Below are 16,377 nucleotides of genomic sequence, written 5' to 3' on the forward strand. Positions count from 1 at the left end.
GGCAACAAACAGTATATTCTGTGAATTCAGAATTCTCATACTGTTCGTTTTTTGATTGATGAATGACCTCCGGCTGATTACCGGAGGTTTTTTCTTTAATTATGTTTCCTTATTAAATCTCAGCGATTTTATTATTACTTTTGCAATTCATTTATTTATTAAAACAAAACACCCTACAAGGGCATGTTATGAGCAAAACACTTATCGCACCATCTATTCTTGCAGCCGATTTCGGAAACCTACAACGTGATGTAGAAATGGTTAACCAAAGCCAAGCAGATTGGTTTCACTTAGATGTAATGGATGGAGTTTTTGTTCCAAATATTTCTTTTGGAATGCCTGTTATAAAAAGCATCGCTCAACATGCAACTAAAATATTAGACACTCATTTAATGATTGTTGATCCTGATCGTTATATCAAGACTTTCGCTGATTTAGGCGTCAATTATCTTACGGTACATTATGAAGCGTGTAATCACCTTCATAGAACCTTACAGGCTATAAAAGGGGAAGGAATGAAAGCGGGTGTAGCATTAAATCCACATACTAATATATCTTTACTAGAAGATACTATAAATGACATAGATCTTGTTTGTATTATGAGTGTTAATCCTGGTTTTGGTGGACAAAGTTTTATAGAGAATACCTATGAAAAGGTTGAAAAACTAAAAGAAATGATTCTTAGAAAAAATGCTTCAACACTTATTCAAATTGACGGCGGAGTCACTAATAAAAACGCAAAACAATTAGCAGCTGCAGGAGCAGATGTTTTAGTTGCTGGGAGTTATGTGTTCCGTTCTGAAAACCCTACAGAAACAATAAAAAATTTACAAAACCTACTAGCTTAACTACTCAAAATTAGTTGATTTCTATAATAATTAACTACTCTTTATTTTGTAATTATAGTACACTTTTTTAATAGTGTGCAAAATTAAGTGATTTTTGTGTATGGGTATAAAGTTGAGGGAAATACTCTTTAAATTCTAAGTTTCGTCTAATTTATCTTTTCCTTCTTTGTTTGTTAAATGTTTTAAAATATGTTGAAACAGTTTTACCAATCTTTAGGAAACTCTATCTCTACTTTGTTTTGCTTCTAATTGCATGGCATGCATAAACTCATGTATCCCTAAATTTATTTAATTTATTTCTAAAAAAACAAAAAAATATTTTTTTAGAAATAAATTAAACTTTTTGCTTGCTGAAATCATTAATAAAAGATATTTTCTTAATATCTTTAAAGAGATTACAAATGGCCATGAATGAAAAGTTAATTTCAAAAAAAAAACCAGCTTACCCTATAACAGACGCGCTTTCAAATTACCTTACAAAACACGGGAGAAATATTAAAATTCCTGTGTATTATGATGATTTATTGCGCTTTCAAGGAGGGGTTGAAATATATGACAAAAAAGGTAATGACACGCTTTGGTTAAGCACTTATTATACAGAACAAGAAAGCAAAGAAATTAAATTAAGTTTAAAAAAAATGTACGCCATCTTGCATGGTGATGGTAGTAACTCTAGCCTTCCATACCTCAGCATAGACAGTATCGATTTTTGTACTTTTGGTAATACAAAACCCTTTAGAATTAAAGTGCGAAATATATTAAATGATAATTATGTGTTTTTATATATTAAAAAAGCGGATGCTTCTAGAGTCTATGGCTTAGAGTTAGAGCATATATTATCTCCAAATCACATTAATTTTTTAGTACATAAGGATACTATAATTGAAGAACATATTACGGGGATTCCTGGCGATCATTTTATTGAAAATGATTTAGAACACTGTTCTATTCAGGATAAAAAAACAATAGCAAAAGAATTTGTTAAGTTCAATGAACGATGTTTTGTTCGACTTTTAGGAGACATGAGATCGTATAATTATGTAATGGTATTGACAAATGATTTCGACAAAATTGAATATAGAATAAGAGCCATCGATTTTGACCAACAAAGTTTTGAAGGGAATATAAAAGTGTACAAACCTCAATATTTAAAAGAAAACAACATTCTTGTTGAAATGACTTTAGAGTTACTTCAGGAAAGCTCCATCGAGCAATACAAAAAAGAAGAGCGATCCCTTTTAGCTAAAAGAGCTGTAAACGGAAAATCTAGATTAGCTGGCTTGTTGAAATGTATGCGTAATGACAACATTTCAACTCCCGAAAAAATAACTCAGCTTAAAACAGATTTATTTGAATTAACAAAAGACATTAAGTTTAAAAAATCATCGAACATGGGCGAAATATTAAAAGGCGCCCTTGCATTTGTTGTTAGAAATTATAAAAATGAAAATCCATATATAATAAAATAAAAAATGAAACGAGCATGTTAGGTATTTTATCACACAAAGAAATGATTAATAGCGAACAGCATGTGACCCTTAAAAAACAATAAATATAGACACATGAAAATAAAAAAGGTCTTGGTTGCCAATCGTAGTGAAATTGCAATTAGAATTTTACGCGCTTGTACCGAATTAAATATTAAGACTGTTGCAGTCTACACCTATGAAGATCGGTATTCTCAACATCGATACAAAGCAGATGAATCCTATCAAATAGGTGAAAACAATCAGCCCTTAAAACCATATTTAAATATAGATGAATTAATACATCTTGCACTATCTAAAAAAGTAGATGCCATACATCCTGGTTATGGATTTCTTTCTGAAAATTCAGATTTCGCTAGAGCTTGTGCAAAAAACGGACTAATATTTATTGGACCAAACCCTGAAGTTATGGACGCTTTAGGTGATAAAATTACAGCTAAAAAAATAGCAACTAAATGTAAAGTACCTGTTATAGAGGGAAACAAAAAGAAACTAACTTCTTTAAAAGTTGCCCTTTCTGAAGCAAATACAATTGGTTATCCTCTTATGCTAAAAGCTGCTTCTGGAGGAGGTGGAAGAGGAATGAGAATTATTCGAAATCAAGAAGATTTAGAAAAAAACTATGATTCTGCAAAAAACGAATCTCTAAATGCTTTTGGAGATGACACCATGTTTTTAGAAAAATATGTAGAAGACCCTAAACACTTAGAAGTACAAATCGTAGCTGATAATCATGGTAACATTCGTCATTTATTTGAACGAGATTGCTCAGTACAAAGACGTCACCAAAAGGTTGTCGAGATTGCCCCTTCTTTTAATATTTCAAAAAAAGTAAAAGAAAATCTTTATAAATATGCCCTTGCAATTGCAAATGAAGTCAATTACAATAATATTGGAACGGTCGAATTTTTAATAGACAAAAGCGATAATGTCTATTTTATTGAAGTAAATCCGAGAATTCAAGTAGAGCATACGGTTACAGAAATGGTAACTGGTATTGACTTGGTAAAAACTCAATTGTTTGTTGCTGGAGGGTATAAATTATCCGACACACAAATTAAAATTTATGCCCAAGATACTTTAGCTACCTATGGGTTTGCTTTACAATGCAGAGTAACCACTGAAGACCCTGAAAACAATTTTACCCCTGATTATGGCACAATTACCACATATAGAAGTGCGTCAGGAATGGGAATTCGATTAGACGCAGGTAGTATCTATCAATCCTATAATGTAAGTCCATTTTTTGATTCGATGTTGGTGAAAGTTTCAGCTCACGGAAGAACATTAGATGGCGCAGTGCGAAAAATGACGCGTGCTTTAAAAGAATTTAGAATTAGAGGAGTAAAAACAAATATCTATTTTCTTCAAAATGTAATACAACATGAAACATTTAAAGAAGGAAAATCTACTGTTAATTTTATTCAGAATACTCCTTCCTTATTTAAAATAAGATTATCGCAAGATCGTACTTCAAAAGTGATTAATTATTTAGGTGAAATCATTGTAAATGGTAATCCTGATGTAAAATTTGTAGACAAGTCAAAAGTATTCAGAGAACCTGTAATTCCTAGTTTTAATTCATTATCAGAATATCCAAAAGGAACCAAAGATTTACTTACTGAATTAGGGCCTGATAAATTTTGTGCATGGCTTAAAAACGATTCAAAAATCCATTATACAGACACTACCATTCGGGATGCTCACCAATCATTATTAGCAACTAGAATGCGTTCATATGATATGCTAAAAGTTGCTGAAAGTTTTGCTAAAAATCACCCCAATGCGTTTAGTATTGAAATGTGGGGAGGTGCAACTTTTGATGTATGCCTACGATTCCTAAATGAAAGCCCTTGGACTCGATTAAGGGAACTTAGAAAAGCAATGCCTAACATATTATTCCAAATGCTTTTAAGAGGTTCGAATGCAGTTGGTTATAAAGCATATCCTGATAATTTAATTGAAAAATTTGTAATTAAATCATGGGAAAACGGTATTGATGTATTTAGAATTTTTGATTCATTAAATTGGGTGAAAGCTATGGAGCCTAGCATCAATTATGTGCGAAATAGTACAGCCGGTATTGCCCAAGCTGCTATAAGTTATACCGGAAATATTTTAGATACAAGTCAAACCAAATACAACCTTGCATACTATACACAATTAGCGAAAGATCTTGAAAATGCAGGAGCTCATATGATCGCCATTAAAGACATGGCAGGGCTTTTAACTCCGTATGCCGCATCTGAATTGGTAGGCGCTTTAAAAGACACTGTAAAACTACCGATACATTTACATACGCACGATACTTCATCTATTCAATCTGCCACCTATTTAAAAGCCATAGAAGCAGGCGTAGATGTTGTCGATGTTGCCTTAGGAGGTTTATCAGGATTAACTTCACAGCCTAATTTCAATTCTATGATTGAAATGATGAGATATCATGAAAGAGCGCATGATTTTGAAATTAATAGTTTAAATCAGTTTTCTAATTACTGGGAAGACATTCGAGAATATTATTATCCTTTTGAATCTGGTTTAAAATCGGGAACTGCAGAAGTGTATCAACATGAAATTCCTGGTGGTCAATATTCTAATTTACGACCACAAGCTACAGCTTTAGGACTCGGAAATCGATTTAATGAAGTAAAAAAGATGTATGCTGAAGTCAATAAAATGTTTGGCAATTTGGTGAAAGTAACACCAAGTTCTAAAGTAGTTGGAGACATGGCTATATTTATGGTTACCAACAATTTAACACCTGAAGATATTATGGAAAATGGGGAAGAAATTTCTTTTCCTGAATCAGTGATTGATTTCTTTAAAGGAGATTTAGGGCAACCTACGGGAGGATTCCCTAAAAAACTTCAGAAGATTATTTTAAAAAACAGAACGCCTTATAAAAACAGACCCAATGCTTATTTAGAGCCTATAGATTTTGATCTTGCTTATCGAGATTTTCAGAAAAAATATCAAAAAGGGTTTTCAAGAGAGATAGAATTTGAAGACTTTTTATCTTATAGTTTATACCCTAGGGTTTTTGATCAAGCACATGAACAATATAAACAATATGGAAATCTTTCTATATTGCCTACGTTGAATTATTTCTACGGAATGAAACGTCATGAGGAAACCTTGATTGAACTTGAACCTGGAAAAACAATTATTGTAAAATTACTTTCAGTAAGTGATCCCAATGAAGATGGCGTCCGATTGGTTTTTTTTAAAGTAAATGGCGAAAATAGATATGTAGAAATCAAAGATAAATCCCTCAATATTTTAAAAGAAGAAAATGCAAAAGCAGAGCTAGAAAATCAAGATGAAGTGGGTTCTCCATTACAAGGATTGCTTTATAAAGTATTGGTTAAAAAAGGGCAGGAAGTAAAAGAAAATGATCCATTATTTATTATTGAAGCCATGAAGATGGAAACGACAGTAACTGCTATTAAAGATTGTAAAATAAAATCACTTACGCTTAAAGAAGGTGCTATGGTAAAACAAGATGATTTAGTACTAACTGTAGAATAGGTTTATATTTAATTGAAATGAAAAAAGACCTTCAGTGAAAACTGAAGGTCTTTTTTCATTTATAAACTAATTAAATTATTTTTTAATAATTCTTTTAGTAATTGTTCCACTATTTGTGTTGATTTCTATAAAATACATTGCTGTTTCAAATCCTGAAATATCAATCTGAATTGCATCGCCATCATTAAAGTTATAGGTTCCAATTTGTCTTCCTCTTACATCAAAAATTGTTGCGCTCAATACTGTATTTGTTTTTGCATCAATTTGAATATAGTTTTGTGTAGGGTTAGGATACACTGCAATATTTTCTAATGATTCAGAAGTACCCAAAATTGATCCCTTAAAGGTTAACTCAAAACGATCTGTATTGTACATCGCATTACTTGTAAACTCATAATTTTCTTCTGAAAGATTAGTAATTACATCTAACACCTTATCATGAAGATATACGGTTGCATTACTAATTTCTTCTCCTTCTATTTGATTAATTGAAATTGAATAGCTTGTTACTTCTTCTACCATCGTTGAGAATCCAAGCTGAACTTCTTGATCTTCGTTAAAAGCAGTTCTACCTTGAATAGCTAACTCCTCTTCTGTATTCAATACGGAGAATAATGATATTGGAGTATCAAATCTTCTAGAGTCATAGATTCCTTCAAAGCCATCAGTTGCTCCTTCAGTAAAAGCAACTAACATATTACTTGAAATATAATCATAGGCTTCAGACTTCAGACTTAACCAGATACGTTGTCTATCACTATTGGATTGTCTATAATCTGTATTAGGAGTAGTTACACGCATGCTATTATTAAAGATTGCTTGACCTAATCCTAAAGCTTTTACACCAAATCCTTGACCAGAAGCCATAAACTGTGTTGGAACACCACCACCATTTTGTGCTTCAACACCACCAGAACCTTGATTGTATACAGAGATATCACCTAAGTTAAAATTAAGTTGATTAAATCCAGGGAACGTATCTGCTGGAGCTGTAATATGCTGCCAGTAATATACTGCATCAATTAAAGGATTTTCTGGTAAAAACACATCTAAATCGATTGCAGATGCATAAGGATTCCCTAACATGTTTGGACTATTTAGTCTCGTTCCATTAAACAATAAATCATAAGTAACAAGACCATTATTAAGAGTTCCTAAGGTATAATCTAATGGGAATTGACCTCCAACAGGTGGGTTTCCTGGCGCTTGAGGTTTCACTAAATAACCTGCAGCATCAACTAAAGCACCACTATGAATCTCCCAGTTATTATTATTATCATCTACAAAGTTTTCAGTAGGACCACCTACAGCTCCATTAGGAATAAATAAATCGGTACGGTGATTTAATACTTGGCGTCCACCACCATACACTCCTTCTCGAGTTTCTCCAGTCATTGGATTTCCTAAAATCATAAATCCTTTAGGGCCTAGGCTAGGAGTTAACTTACGTACTATAATAGTACCACCATTCGTTGCTAAAGAAGCATCATCGCGTTGAACGACAGATCCTTCATGTTGAACATCTAGTGTTCCGTCGACTAAAATATTTCTTTGAATATCTAAATATTCTCCTGCACCTACTGTTACTGTTGAACTACTTCCTATTTCACATTCACAAGCTTCAATTGAGCCTGAAGAGGTATTATAACTTGACGCAAAAACTGCATTTGAACCAGCATTAGGTGTTCCATTACTCCATGTTCCATTATATGTAGTTATAGCAGCTTGTACAGTTACAATTGCGATACAGGCTGCTTTGTTTTCATTACCATCTAGCACTGTTAATTCTACATTATTAGGGCCTATATCACTACAAGTAAAACTAGCAATATCTATAGAACGATCAAATATCAAAACGTTATCTGTAGAGCCTCCATCGACTTGAGCAGCGGTTATAGTGGCATTTCCTGTGGCATCTAATGTAACCGTTATATTTTGACACACAGCTGTTGGAGGTATTGCATCATAATTAGGATCTTTTATCAAAAATAATCCATTTTCTATATCACTAACTACTAATACACCACTACTAAAATAGGGGTATACATTCCAAACCGCATTAAAACTTGCATTATTATTTGATGGATAGGTATCAAAAAAAGAAACTTCGCTGATTGAGCTTGGTGTAGCAATATTAGAAATATCTAATACTCTTACCCCAGCACGATAATTCGCCATATAATATCGATTTCCTTTAGTATACCCATTATGATCAATAGCAGATGATGGTCCATCATAAAATCCTATTAAGACAGGGGAATCTAAATTTGATACATCCATAAGTCGAGTTCTCGTGTTATGACCAATATTGCTTTCGTCTAATTCATCATTAAAAATATAATGATCATGATCAAATGTCAACCAGCCTTGATGTGTATATCGATCACCAGAGTACGTTGACCTTGAAAGTTGAATAGGATTACTTTTATCTGAAACATCAACTATTGTTACTGTATCTTCATTACTTGCTATTAATATCTCTTTCCCAACATGTTCAGTATCTGAACCGTGGTACATTACAATTTGAGCATCATGTGTATACCCATCACCAGAATAACCTCCTTCTACAATAGGATTTAATGGGTCTTGTATATTGATAAATATTGGTCCTCCACTAAAAGAACCTGCTCCTATTACATAGGCATATCCTGAACCTTCATTAATTGCAATATTATGTGCACTTCCAAAAGAACTTAAATGTGCATCTTCTGTAAAAGTAACAGGAGGACTGGATACACTTGTAAGTCTTGTTAAATCGAATACTTGCATTCCATGGCCACTAGCTTCACTTACAATAAAGGCATGGTTACTATACACTTTAATATCTCTCCATGAGCTACTACTAGTATGTGTTGGTAATATTCCAAGGTAAACAGGGTTTACAGGGTCTGAAATATCTAAAAATGCTGTTCCATTAGACATTCCCATCAATACATATTCGGTCCCTGAACCTGAAGTCCAGCCCCATGAATCATTCCCTATACCAGATCCACCCATACTAGAGACCGGTACATTAGAAAGTAAGTCCATATTATTACAAGGGTAAGCACCAGCCATACCACCACTACATGGGGTTTGAGCAGTTATAAAAAATGGAGCAATTAATAATAAGTACAGTAGTTTTTTCATGTGTTTATCTTTTTTGTTTATTAAATGTCACATGCAGTTCGCTCTTAATCATTACGTTAAATGATAAAATCTCAAACATACTCGTTTCATGGTAGTTATAGTTTTGGGAATAGCAATATCTTAATAATTATCAGATAATCGATAAAAAGTGACATTTTTTCGATGATCTACATACAAAATTACCTGCACCTTCCTGAAAAAGCTCCCTTTTCTGTTTATTCGTCACCTCGACAGGGTTACCTGCGGTGTTCCTTTGTATTCTCTTTTGTAAATAGAAAGTCTTTTACTTTCGTAATAGACTTTCTATTTCTAGTGACCTCGACAGGATTGCCTGCAGCTTCCTGACAAAGCTCCGCTTTGAAAACAAAAAATCCAACTATATACATTCAAAAAAGCTTGATGCAATGGCTGGATTTTTTATTTATTCGTGACCTCGACAGGATTGCCTGCAGCTTCCTGACAAAGCTCCGCTTTGAAAACAAAAAATCCAACTATATACATTCAAAAAAGCTTGATGCAATGGCTGGATTTTTTATTTATTCGTGACCTCGACAGGATTCAAACCTGTAACCCTCAGAGCCGAAATCTGATATTCTATTCAGTTGAACTACGAGGCCATTATCTCTGAGAAAGCAGAGATTTACTTTAGTTAGATAATCTAGCTTTTAAAATGGTAGATATTGTTTTCCCATCAGCTTTACCAGCTACTTTTGTATTGGTCATACCCATTACTTTACCCATATCCTTCATTGAGTTTGCACCAGTTTGTTCTATAATTGCATCAATAATTGCTATAACTTCTTCTTCGCTTAATTGCTCTGGTAAAAATTTCTCAATAATAGCAGCTTGTTCTATTTCTGGTTGCGCTAAATCTTCTCTATTTTGCTCTGTAAATATAGAGGCACTTTCTTTACGCTGTTTTACAAGTTTCTGCAAAATTTTAATTTCATCTGCTTCTGTTAATTCAGTTCCTGTACCACTTGTTTGTGCTAATAACAATTCAGATTTAACTGCACGTAACGCATTTAATGCGCCAGAATTTTTTGCTTTCATTGCAACCTTCATTGCATCCATTATCTGTGTTTGTAAACTCATTCCTTTTTTTTTGATTGTCAAAGATACTCAATAAAGCTATTTTTATCTTTAAAGGAGTAGCAAAAAAATATCTAGTCTGACTTTCCTTCTTTTCTTTTCTCTTCAATTTTTTTTTGCCTTGCCACAGCTACGTATTAAATAAAATAATATCTTCGACTTTATTATTATAAGGAATATGACAAAAGAAAAATCTTGGTTTCAGCTCATAAAGGAACTCATAGAGGCTATTTTAAAAGGCTCCCGTCACCAAAAACACGGCAGAACCTGGCACCAACATGTCGTTCCTTACAAAGAAGATTGGGCAGTACGTCGTGAGGGTAATAAACGCATAACCTCGAAACACAGAAAACAAAGCACTGCCATTCGCAAGGCTAAAAGCATTGCAAAAAAATACAAAGCAGACGTAATTATACACAGAGCAGATGGCACCATAAGGGATCGGATTAATTTTGATTAATACTTTCTATTCTTTTTTGCATTGAAATCCCCAATCAAGTTGATGAAAACCAAAAAAACAAGAAGTTTTAAAAGGTTATTATTCTTCTTTTCTTTTTTCCATTGCCGAAAAAAGAAACAAAAAAGTCTAGCCTTATGAAACCATATCTAAATTATACGCTCATTTCCTAAATTTTAAGAACTTATTCTCCTGCGTCGAATTTCAAACAGATTAAAATTTTACGGCAATTTCACTTCTAATTTTACGATATTTTTTCAGTAGGGCGCTAAAAAAAAAGTCTGAACTTTTTTAATAAAAGTTCAGACTTAAATATTTGCAACGATATATTACTTTATACAATAATTTGATGCGAGGTTTAATCTACATTGTCATGTAAAAAAGAATTATTTGAACGCAATTCGATATCATCATCATCAATGTTTACAGAGGTTCTAGAAATACTAGCATCACTGCTTTTTACTTCATCCAATTCTATTCCCATTCGTTTATAAGCAGGCTCTTTTTCTATCTCATCGATTTTAGAAGCGCTTTTTCTAAACTTATAATTAAACTCTTTCATCTTACGTCTACGTTCATCAGTACGATCACAAAGTAATTTTGAAATGGGTGTATTTAAAGGATCTGCTGGTTCTCCTGTTTCAATTTCTTTAACTTTAGGAGTTTCAATTGTTTTTTTAGTTAATACAATTTCACCCTCTGAAACTTCTTCTTCTAAAGCTACTTCAACAGGTTTTGCCGCCGTAAAATGATCTTCCATTTCTTGGTAGTCATCTAAACTATAACGTTTCATTCCATCTTCAGAAAAGGCCGTTACAGGAATCACTTCTAGAGGATCTTTTACTTCAATTTCATTTACATTAGAAACTACAATTTCAGGTTCTTCTTCCTCTAATTGAGTATATGTGTTTTGTTGCTCAACGGTTTCACTTATAGGTAAATCGAACATTAACATTTGTTCTTCTTCAATCACTTCAGTACGATTGACTTCAGTAAACGCTTCCTCTTCTTCATCATCATTGGCATTTACAATCACAAAATCATTAACGTCAATTTTATTGATTTCGATTTGCTTAAATTCAGCTAAGTGATGAATATCCACTTCGTTATACACCACATCCATCTCCTTTATAATATCTGAAGTTTCAATATATCCTTCAAAAGGTTGATACTGTTTTTCTTCTTCAACTTCTTCCTCTTCTTCAAACAATGTATGTTTTATAATGCTTGGAGCTTCTTCTTTTATTTCATTTACTTCGGAAGTAATTTCCTCATTTCTTTCTGCAAAAGAAACCTTCGGATTCGACATTAATATTTGTTCGGCTTTTTGTTCTTCTTCTAAGGTATGAATGATTTTTTTCGCTTCAGTATTTACAATATCATTTTGCTGTTCTACATTAAATCCTGTTGCAATTACCGTAATTGAGATATCTTCTTCTAAAGATTCGTCTTCACCCACACCCATAATTATATTAGCAACATTCCCAGCTTCTGCTTGAATGTAATCACTAATTTCTCCTATTTCATCAATCGTAATTTCTTCGGTTCCAGAAACTATAAGCAATAATACATTGGTTGCACCCTTAATTTTATTATCATTTAATAAAGGAGAATCTAATGCCTTTGAAATAGCTTCTTGAGCACGATTTGAACCACCAGCGCTAGAACTTCCCATGATTGCAGTACCGCTATCTGCTAAGACAGTTCTTGCATCACGTAAATCAATATTTTGAGTATAGTGATGTGTAATGACTTCAGCTATTCCTTTTGCTGCTGTAGCTAACACTTCATCTGCTTTTGAGAAACCTGCTTTAAATCCTAAATTACCATAAACCTCACGTAGTTTATTATTATTGATAACGATCAATGAATCTACATTGTCTCTTAATTTTTCTACTCCAATTCTCGCCTGATCATTTCTCATTTTCCCCTCAAACTCAAAAGGAATGGTAACGATACCAACCGTAAGAATATTCATTTCCTTTGCCATTTTAGCAATGATAGGAGCTGCACCTGTACCGGTACCTCCACCCATACCAGCAGTAATGAAAATCATTTTGGTATTGGTAGTAAGCATTGTTTTAATTTCTTCAAAACTCTCTACTGCAGATTGTTCACCCACTTTTGGATTTGCCCCTGCACCTAAGCCTTCGGTTAGAGAAACTCCAAGTTGAATTTTTACAGGCACTGGGCTGTTATCTAGTGCTTGTGAATCTGTGTTACAAATAACAAAATCAACCCCTTTTATTCCTTGTCGGAACATATGGTTAATCGCGTTACTTCCTCCACCTCCTACGCCAATAACTTTAATGACATTAGACTGGTTTTTAGGCAGATCGAAAGAAATGTTATCAAATTCTGTGTTGCTGCTCATAATTTTATATTTGTGAGGTTCATTATTTATTATATTCTTTTATTTAGCGTTATGCTACTCAGCATTGTCTAAAAATTCTTTAAATTTTTCAGCCCATTTATCGAAAAATCGATTTTTAACTTTTTCTTCTTTGACTTCGGTCACTGGGTTCTCATCACTTTTATTCTCACTCTCAGATTCATCATCAACTTCATCGTCATTAGGCATTTGAGCCATTTCTGAAGCTCTCATTTGATTCTCTAAACTATTCAACACCAATCCAACAGCGGTTGCATACATTGGGCTTGTCGTTTCAGAATCACTATCTCCAGCTAAGTGTTCATTAGGATATCCTACTCTTGTATCCATTCCGGTGATATATTCAACTAATTGCTTTAAATGTTTTAATTGTGCTCCTCCTCCTGTTAGAACAATTCCTGCTATTAATTTCTTTTTTTGTTCTTCGTGACCGTAATTCTTTATTTCTAAATATACTTGCTCGATAATTTCAACAACACGGGCATGAATAATTTTAGAAAGATTTTTTAATGTAATCTCTTTAGGTTCTCTTCCTCGTAATCCAGGGATTGAAACAATTTCATTGTCTTTGTTTTCTCCTGGCCAAGCAGAACCGAATTTAATTTTCAATAACTCAGCTTGTTTTTCAATAATCGAGCAGCCTTCTTTTATGTCTTCAGTAATTACATTTCCTCCAAAAGGAATCACAGCGGTGTGACGTATAATTCCGTCTTTAAAAATGGCTAAATCTGTAGTTCCACCTCCAATATCAATTAAAGCTACACCCGCTTCTTTTTCTTCTTTTCCTAACACTGCATTTGCAGAAGCTAAAGGCTCAAGTGTAATTCCTGAAAGCTCTAAGCCAGAACTCTTAATACACCTTCCGATATTTCGGATGGATGAAACCTGACCAACCACAACATGGAAATTAGCTTCTAATCTCCCTCCATACATTCCTATGGGTTCTTTGATTTCACTTTGCCCATCTACTTTAAAATCTTGTGGAAGCACATGTATTATTTCTTCCCCAGGAAGCATCACAAGTTTATGAACTTGATTACAAAGTCTATCTATGTCCTCTTCTTCGATTACAACATCACTGTTATTCCGAGTTATATAATCACTATGTTGAAGGCTACGAATGTGTTGCCCAGCAATTCCAACAATTACTTCATTAATTTTAAACCCTGAAGATGTTTCAGCATCCTGAACTGCTTGTTGAATAGATTGAATGGTTTGTGTAATATTATTTACAACACCACGATGTACTCCTAGACTTTTTGATTTCCCAATGCCTAAAATCTCCATCTTACCGTATTCATTATTCCTACCAATCATAGCTACAATCTTGGTAGTACCAATATCTAATCCAACAGCTATTTTATTATTCTCCATGACTTAAATTTTTTGTAGCTACTACTTGGTTATCATATTTTAAATTCACCAGCTTATATCTAGAAAGCAAACTATCTTCTTTTGTTTTTTTATAAAACGCTTTAAACTTTTGAAACTTATTTTTCATATGTATTGGCTTTCCAAAAAGCACCGTAAAATCATGTTTCCTCATTTTTAATTTTATATCTCCATTAGGCTCTAAATGAAGCCCAACAATACTTTTCATCATAATCTCATCTTCATTAATATTTAAAATCAACTCTTTTAACTCTACAAAATCTGTTTTTGAAGTTCCGGTAACAATTGGAACTCTTGCTGAAAACACTTTTGACAATGGCATTTTCTTTCCTTCATCATCTAAATAAAAATCTGGTGAACCCGTAATTCTTGCTATGGGTTTACGCTGCGCTATTTTTGCTCCAAGCACACCATCAATAGATACAAAAACATCTGCATTTTTAATCATGGGATGTTTCAACAACCTCTTTTCGATCTTATTCAAAACTAAAGTTTCTTTGCCTATGCTCGTAACACTGTCTGCATTTTGTATTAACATTTTATTAACCGAATTTAAAGTAATAAAAGGACTGTTTTCATCAACAAATTCTATCTCGATTTTAGTTAAATTTCTATACTTATTTCTTTGGGCACTAAAACCAAAAAGAAAGACTATTAACCCTATTAATACCGCAAATTTTATGATGTTCCAAGGTATTTTCATATAGATAAATATTTAGCAACATTATCAACCTCAACTCCTATATCTCCTGCACCTACTATCAATTTTACAAAACATTTTGAAGCAGCAACTTCTTTAGGTAAATCATATTTCGAAACTAGTTTTGCTTTTTTAGACATCTTTCCTAATAACCATTCCGAAGTAATTCCCTCCATCGGTTCTTCTCTTGCTGGATATATTTCTAATAAAATAATCTCATCAAATTGTGATAAACTTTCTGCAAATCCATCAACAAAATCTTTTGTTCTTGAAAATAAATGTGGTTGAAAAACAATCAATTTTTTATTATTTGGATACATTTCAGAAACGGCTTGATATAATGCATTTATTTCTGTAGGATGATGCGCATAATCATCTATTAATACCTCTTTACTTGATTTAATTTTATAGGAGAAGCGACGTTTAACCCCTTTAAAACTCTGTAATGCTTTGGGCAAACTATGGGTTGGGGTTCCTGCAAGAATAGCCATACCCAAAGCGGTAACAGCATTAAACAAATTATGTCGTCCTGGTAAATGAAATTGCATATCTCTTACAAGTTCATTTGGTGTTTTTAAATCGAATAAATAACTTCCATTTTCAATCCTCACATTTTGCGCTTCATAATCGGCACTTTCATTAGATGCTACTTCTACAGTTTTTCCTTTTAATGGAAGTCCTAGTTTAAATAAAAGATGATCTGGATTTGACACTAATTCCGAAAATTCTACAAAGGCCTTCTCTATTGAATTTTCGTCTTTATAAATATCTAAATGATCTGCATCCATGGAGGTAATACAAGCAAAGTCTGGCGATAGCTTTAAGAAGGAACGATCAAATTCATCGGCTTCAACCACCATAATTTCATTGCCTTTACAAATAAAATTTGAGTTATAGTTTTCGGTAATTCCACCTAAAAAAGCGGTTACGGGCATACCACAATCCGCTAATAAATGTCCTAAAATGGCTGAAGTTGTTGTTTTCCCATGGGTTCCTGCCACAGCCAAACAGATTGTATTTTTTGAAATTTCTCCTAGTAATGCTGCTCGTTTTGTAATTGAATAGTTTTCAGAAAAAAACAATTGCAAAATTTGATTACCTTTTGGAATCGCTGGCGTATACACTATTAAGGTTTTTGATTGTTCTTTAATTTCAGCAGGAAGCCCTGAAACCTCATCTTTAAATTGTATTTCAATTCCTTCATCAATTAATGCATCTGTAATACTTGAAGGTGTTTTATCGTACCCGTACACTTTCTTTCCATTCAGATTAAAATATCGAGCCAAAGCACTCATTCCTATTCCCCCGATACCGACGAAATAAAAATACTGTATGTCCTTTAATGCTGTCAT

At 33.2% G+C, this 16,377-nt stretch carries 10 protein-coding genes and 1 tRNA gene; 4 read left to right on the forward strand and 7 right to left on the reverse strand.

Going from position 1 to position 16,377, the window contains the following annotated elements:
- The first annotated feature begins 188 nt into the window (after window positions 1–188).
- The 3 genes from rpe to ABXT64_RS02960 all read left to right on the forward strand — a co-directional run bounded on the left by rpe (window position 189) and on the right by ABXT64_RS02960 (window position 5,863).
- Entirely contained in the window at window positions 189–848 is a 660-nt protein-coding gene (gene rpe / locus ABXT64_RS02950; protein WP_443633896.1) for a ribulose-phosphate 3-epimerase, read from the forward strand.
- A 407-nt stretch (window positions 849–1,255) separates the two neighbouring features.
- Complete coding sequence (locus ABXT64_RS02955) at window positions 1,256–2,317, forward strand: hypothetical protein (RefSeq protein ID WP_443633897.1); 1,062 nt, start codon at window positions 1,256–1,258, stop codon at window positions 2,315–2,317.
- A 93-nt stretch (window positions 2,318–2,410) separates the two neighbouring features.
- Window positions 2,411–5,863: a pyruvate carboxylase gene (locus ABXT64_RS02960; protein WP_443633898.1), complete on the forward strand. Its 3,453-nt coding sequence runs from the start codon at window positions 2,411–2,413 to the stop codon at window positions 5,861–5,863.
- Window positions 5,864–5,938: 75 nt separating this feature from the next.
- Here the strand turns inward: ABXT64_RS02960 and ABXT64_RS02965 are convergent, their stop codons facing one another.
- The 3 genes from ABXT64_RS02965 to ABXT64_RS02975 form a co-directional block, all read right to left on the reverse strand.
- Window positions 5,939–8,992: a choice-of-anchor B family protein gene (locus ABXT64_RS02965; protein WP_443633899.1), complete on the reverse strand. Its 3,054-nt coding sequence runs from the start codon at window positions 8,990–8,992 to the stop codon at window positions 5,939–5,941.
- A 543-nt stretch (window positions 8,993–9,535) separates the two neighbouring features.
- A tRNA-Arg gene (locus ABXT64_RS02970) sits at window positions 9,536–9,609 on the reverse strand.
- Between the two features lie 28 nt (window positions 9,610–9,637).
- Window positions 9,638–10,087, reverse strand: a complete 450-nt coding sequence (locus ABXT64_RS02975) for a GatB/YqeY domain-containing protein (protein WP_443633900.1) — start codon at window positions 10,085–10,087, stop codon at window positions 9,638–9,640.
- 175 nt (window positions 10,088–10,262) lie between these two features.
- Between ABXT64_RS02975 and ABXT64_RS02980 the strand changes: the two genes are divergently transcribed.
- Window positions 10,263–10,544, forward strand: a complete 282-nt coding sequence (locus ABXT64_RS02980) for a DUF2188 domain-containing protein (protein WP_443633901.1) — start codon at window positions 10,263–10,265, stop codon at window positions 10,542–10,544.
- A 355-nt stretch (window positions 10,545–10,899) separates the two neighbouring features.
- Here the strand turns inward: ABXT64_RS02980 and ftsZ are convergent, their stop codons facing one another.
- Genes ftsZ through murC form a run of 4 tightly spaced genes read right to left on the reverse strand, consistent with a single transcriptional unit; the run spans window position 10,900 to window position 16,377 of the window.
- Window positions 10,900–12,915: a cell division protein FtsZ gene (gene ftsZ / locus ABXT64_RS02985; RefSeq protein WP_443633902.1), complete on the reverse strand. Its 2,016-nt coding sequence runs from the start codon at window positions 12,913–12,915 to the stop codon at window positions 10,900–10,902.
- 54 nt (window positions 12,916–12,969) lie between these two features.
- A complete protein-coding gene (ftsA, locus tag ABXT64_RS02990) occupies window positions 12,970–14,307 on the reverse strand; it encodes a cell division protein FtsA (protein WP_443633903.1) in 1,338 nt (445 codons plus the stop codon).
- Window positions 14,297–15,028, reverse strand: coding sequence for a cell division protein FtsQ/DivIB (locus ABXT64_RS02995; protein WP_443633904.1), 732 nt, complete (start codon window positions 15,026–15,028; stop codon window positions 14,297–14,299). Before ABXT64_RS02995 ends, ftsA begins: the two co-directional genes overlap by 11 nt.
- Window positions 15,025–16,377: a UDP-N-acetylmuramate--L-alanine ligase gene (gene murC, locus ABXT64_RS03000; RefSeq protein ID WP_443633905.1), complete on the reverse strand. Its 1,353-nt coding sequence runs from the start codon at window positions 16,375–16,377 to the stop codon at window positions 15,025–15,027. Before murC ends, ABXT64_RS02995 begins: the two co-directional genes overlap by 4 nt.

The organism is Candidatus Marifrigoribacter sp. Uisw_064 (genome assembly GCF_047730175.1).
Classification (GTDB): Bacteria; Bacteroidota; Bacteroidia; order Flavobacteriales; family Flavobacteriaceae; genus Marifrigoribacter.